Source organism: Pseudomonas sp., assembly GCF_037994325.1.
GTDB lineage: Bacteria > Pseudomonadota > Gammaproteobacteria > Pseudomonadales > Pseudomonadaceae > Aquipseudomonas.
The window spans coordinates 1-4297 of record NZ_JBBNAH010000497.1 but is presented as its reverse complement, the minus strand read 5'-3'; the positions used below and the strand labels follow the sequence as shown (position 1 = coordinate 4297).

General features: G+C 57.3%; 3 protein-coding genes. All 3 read right to left on the bottom strand.

The window, feature by feature from the left end:
• Positions 1 to 892 (bottom strand): filamentous hemagglutinin N-terminal domain-containing protein (locus tag AAAB16_RS16885; protein ID WP_340664365.1); only part of this gene is annotated, 892 nt, incomplete at its 3' end.
• 151 nt (positions 893 to 1043) lie between these two features.
• Complete coding sequence (locus AAAB16_RS16880; protein WP_340664364.1) at positions 1044 to 1799, bottom strand: hypothetical protein; 756 nt, start codon at positions 1797 to 1799, stop codon at positions 1044 to 1046.
• 114 nt (positions 1800 to 1913) lie between these two features.
• Complete coding sequence (locus tag AAAB16_RS16875) at positions 1914 to 4076, bottom strand: TonB-dependent siderophore receptor (RefSeq protein WP_340664363.1); 2163 nt, start codon at positions 4074 to 4076, stop codon at positions 1914 to 1916.
• Between the last annotated feature and the right edge of the window lie 221 nt (positions 4077 to 4297).

The following is a 4297-nucleotide window of genomic DNA, read 5'->3' as shown; positions in this document are numbered from 1 at the left end:
GCATCAAACTGCCCATCGCATAGATCAGGCCTCCTGCGTCGTTCTTCATCATCAGTTTGCTACTGAGGTCGATGTCCATATCGCTGACGATATTGCCGGTGTTATCCAGCGCTTGATCGGCATGCATGATCAGTTTGCCTTTGCTTCTGATGTCGCCCGCTGTGTTGAGGTCAACGCCCGCGTTGATCGTCAGGTCGGCCGATGAGTAGAGTGAGCTGTGATCCTGAGTGGCCAAGCTAGCCCTGGCTGCCAAGGTGGCACCCCCGGCGAACAGCAACCGCGCGCCGCTCTTTATCTGCATATCCTGAGCAACGATGGCGGCAAAGCCTTGGGCCGCGAGGTAGCCGGCGTTGCTAAAGGTGGCGCCAATGTCCAGGCCCAGGTTGCCAAAGGCGAATGTTGACGCTGTAAGGCTGTTGCTTAGCGTATTGGCGACGATCACATCGGCCTTGCCGCCAAACACCTCCAAGGCGCCGGCCAGGGTGCTGGGCTGGTTACCCGTTACCTCGTTAAGAATGACCTGGGCACGCCGGCTGAGGTTGGCGTTCGCGCTGAGTGCGCCACCCAGTTGGCTGACTCCCGCCGCCAGGCTGTTGTTGAAGACCACGCCAGGTTTGTCGACGTGGAAGAGCTCAAAGCGATTGTGCGAAAGACCGTTGCTATCGGGGTTAGCAATGTTGATCACCGGCACGCCGCGCTCGGACTGCCCCACACTGGTTTGCTGGCTGGCGGCCGCAGCGGCGTCTACCTTTATTTCGGCCAGCGCTGGGCTGCTAGCCAACAGCACAAGGACCGTCAACGCAGGTTTAAGCGCAGAGCCGGAGCGTGGAAGAAATGGGTGTTGTGGACGAGCGGATAAGCGGAAATTCAAGGCAAGCTTGTGTCGATCCATGGCCAAACTCTTCGGGAGGTGTAGAACACCGAGTAAGGCTAAGGGCCATGGATTTTATGTATGCAGCCTCAATCTTTGCAGCGTGTCAGTTGCCTCTGTTGGCCTGCGGGATATCAGGTAGAAAACAGCACATTCGAGCTAACCCACAGCCCTACAACTGAATCTCAGCCAATGCACGGCGCAGTGGCGCATCGGAAATCTGCACGGCGCCGTGGAACGGGATATCCATGTCCAGAACCAGATAAACCGAGGCGGCGATCAGCAGCGCCGATACGGTGAACATACCGATCACCATCGGGTTGCGTGGCGCTCGGTAGCCAAAGCTGGCGTAGATAAGCGTCAGCCACGCGGCGAGCATGCCGATCAGTGGCAGAGGGATGTCACCTTCGGATTGCTCGACGATTTTCCAGCGCAGCTCCACCAACGACTGATACTGCTGGTTGATGTCTGCCAGCATGGTGCCGTGGTAGCGGTCGTGGGGTTTGATAGCGGCCAGCGCCACGCCGATGTCATCCAGGTGGGCGGCGGCGGGACTGGCGCGATGCTGTAGCGCTTCGTCGCCGCGATACGGGTTGGCGACCGCCTGTTCGACATACACAGTCAGATACTTGCGTGTGTCCCGGGTCTCGTCGCCGTAGGTTTTTAGCGAGCGGTCGAAAATGATCAGGCTGGTGGCATAGGCATGCATGTTGGCGTCAATCGCCTCAAAGGTGTTTTTCGCCGAGTTGATCATCAGGCCAAATACCAAGGAGGTCATGACCACAAAAATATTAGCCACCAAGCGCACGACGGTATTGGTTTCCTCGTCGCGGTGGCGGGAGGACAGCTTGGGGTAGAGGTGCATCATCCATAGGGATGCAAACAGCAAACAGAAAAAAATACCTACCGCAATCCAGATAGCACCCATGCGCTCGGTTCCAGCCCAGTAATGTTTGGCTAAAGGGGTACACGGGTTTTTTTAAAAGTGCAAAACAAAACACCGGCGCTGGGCCGGTGTTTTGTTTTCTGCGGCGCTTGCGCCTTAGAAACGGTACTTCGCTGAAGCGGTGATGCTGCGTGGCTCACCATAGGTCAGAGCGCCGTAGGCGTCGAAGACGTCGAGGTATTTCTTATCGGTGACGTTATCGGCGTTCAGCTGCGCGGAGAGATTTTCGGTGATCTCGTAACGCGCCATCAGGTTGACCAGGGCGTAGGAGCCCAAAGTGATTTTCTCGTTCACGCCTGCCGGGTTCTGGGCGTAGGTGTAGGTTGACGTTTGCCAGTTAACCCCGCCGCCGACGGTCAGCTTATTAAGCACGCCAGGCAGACGGTAGGTGGTAAAGGTGCGCAGCAGCTTGGTTGGGTACAGGGTGTTGGCCTTGTCGCCGTCTGAGTCTTTGACCTTGAACTGGGTGTAGCCCACCGAGGCGTTCCAGTCGGTAGCCAGTTCGCCAGAGACTTCCAGTTCAAAGCCCTTGCTGGTGACGTCGGCAGGGTCGTACGCAAAGCCTTGAGACGGGTTCGATGGGTTAATCAGTTCATCGGTTACTTGGCCCAAGTTGTCCTGCTTTATAAGGAAAATTGCCGCAGACGCGTTCAAACGGCCGTCAAGGAATTCGCCCTTAAGACCCATCTCGTTGCTCTCGCCGGTGATAGGGTCCAGCTGTTGGCCATTGGCGTCGGTTACCGACTGAGGTAGGAAAATTTCGGTGTAGCTGGCATAGGCTGAGAGGTTGTCGGTCAGGTCGTAGACAACGCCGACATAGGGCGTCAACTCATGATCGACGTCCATAGAGCTTGCATTGCCTGCTTCAAAACCGTTCTTCTCGTACCAGCTTTCACGCGCGCCAAGAATCACTTTCAAGTCGTCGGTCACGTTTAAACGGGTGGCGGCGAACGCCCCTTTTTGGCGGGTTTCGCTGGAGCCGTAATAGGTCGTTTGACCCCACTGCGGCTCGGGGTAGTTACCGTTGTAGGCATCGAAATTGGCCACGCTGAACGAGCCGGTTAGGGCGCTGCGCGAGTCCGCGCGGAACTCCTGTTTACTATCCGAATAACCGAAGGCCAAATCGTGCTCGCGGCCAAGCATCGAGAACGGCCCGCTGAAGCGAATGCTGTAGTCGTTCTGCGTGGTCTTGGTTTTATAGATCGCCGGGAACGCGCCCATCGGCGCGCTACCGTCCTGGCCAGGGTTGCCGGAGAGGTACAGCAGGGCCGAGTCAGACGTACGCTCGCCACGGGTGGCGCTCAAGTTCATCTGCCAGTCGTTGGCAAAGCGGTGATCCAGATTGACGAAGTAAGTCTCATAGGTGGTGTCCCATTTCGACCAGTCGGCCGAGGTCGTCTTCGAGCGGCCCCAGTCTGTGCGGCTGCCGTCGGCGTACCAGATCGGCAGGCCGCCCCACATTGGCGAGTCGGTCTTGGTTTTTTGCCGGCTCAAACCAAACCACAACGTGGTGTCGGGAGTCAGGTCGATATCCATGGTGCCGTAGAAGGTTTGGCTGCTGGTCGAGTTCATATCGATCCAGGAGTCGCCATCTTCTGTTTCCGTAACAAAGCGCCCGCGAATGGTCCCTTCGGAGTTCAGTGCACCCGCTACATCGGCCTTGAGGCCATAGGTGTCCCACGTGCCGCCACTGACTTCCACCGAGCCTTTCATATCCGTGCTGCTGGCGCGTTTGCGCACCATATTGATCGAGGCAGAAGGGTCGCCCGCACCGGTCATCAAGCCGTTGGCGCCACGCACCACTTCAACGCGGTCGTACATGGCCAAGCTGCCGAAAATCTCGCCGCTGCTCCACGGCTGCTCATAGATGGTTGGCACGCCATCAATCATCAGCGAGTTCAGTTCAAAACCACGGGCGTTAATCTGACCACGGTTGGTTTCGTAACGGTTGATCGACACGCCAGTGGCGTTATTCACCACATCGACGATGTTTTTCAGATTCTGGTCTTGTATGCGTTGCTGAGTCACAACGCTCACCGACTGCGGCGTTTCGCGAATCGACATGCTCAGCGGCGTGGCCGTGCGCGCCGCTTCGGTGGTGTAGGAGTTGGTGTCTTCGGTGACGGCGCTGCGTTCGCGCGTGGCGGTGCCGGAGATATCGATAGGCGCCAGGTCCACGGCGCCGGAGTTATCGGTCTGCGCTGCCTGCTCTGCCGCTTGCAAGCTAGGGGAGGCCAAGGCAATACCAACTGCCAACATGTGTACCGCGAGTGCTAAAGGACGAAGTGCTAGCGGCGAGCGCGGTGCGGTGGTGTTTTGTGAACACAGAGGGCTTTGGACGGGCATGTCGGACTCACGTTGGAATTGATGTTGTTTGCGAATCTATATCATACGCAGGCGGCATTGATTCTGAAACACTTGTCACGTGCTCTGATTTTGTTTTTGCAGCGTTTGCTATTTCTCGTTGTTCAACAGGGGGC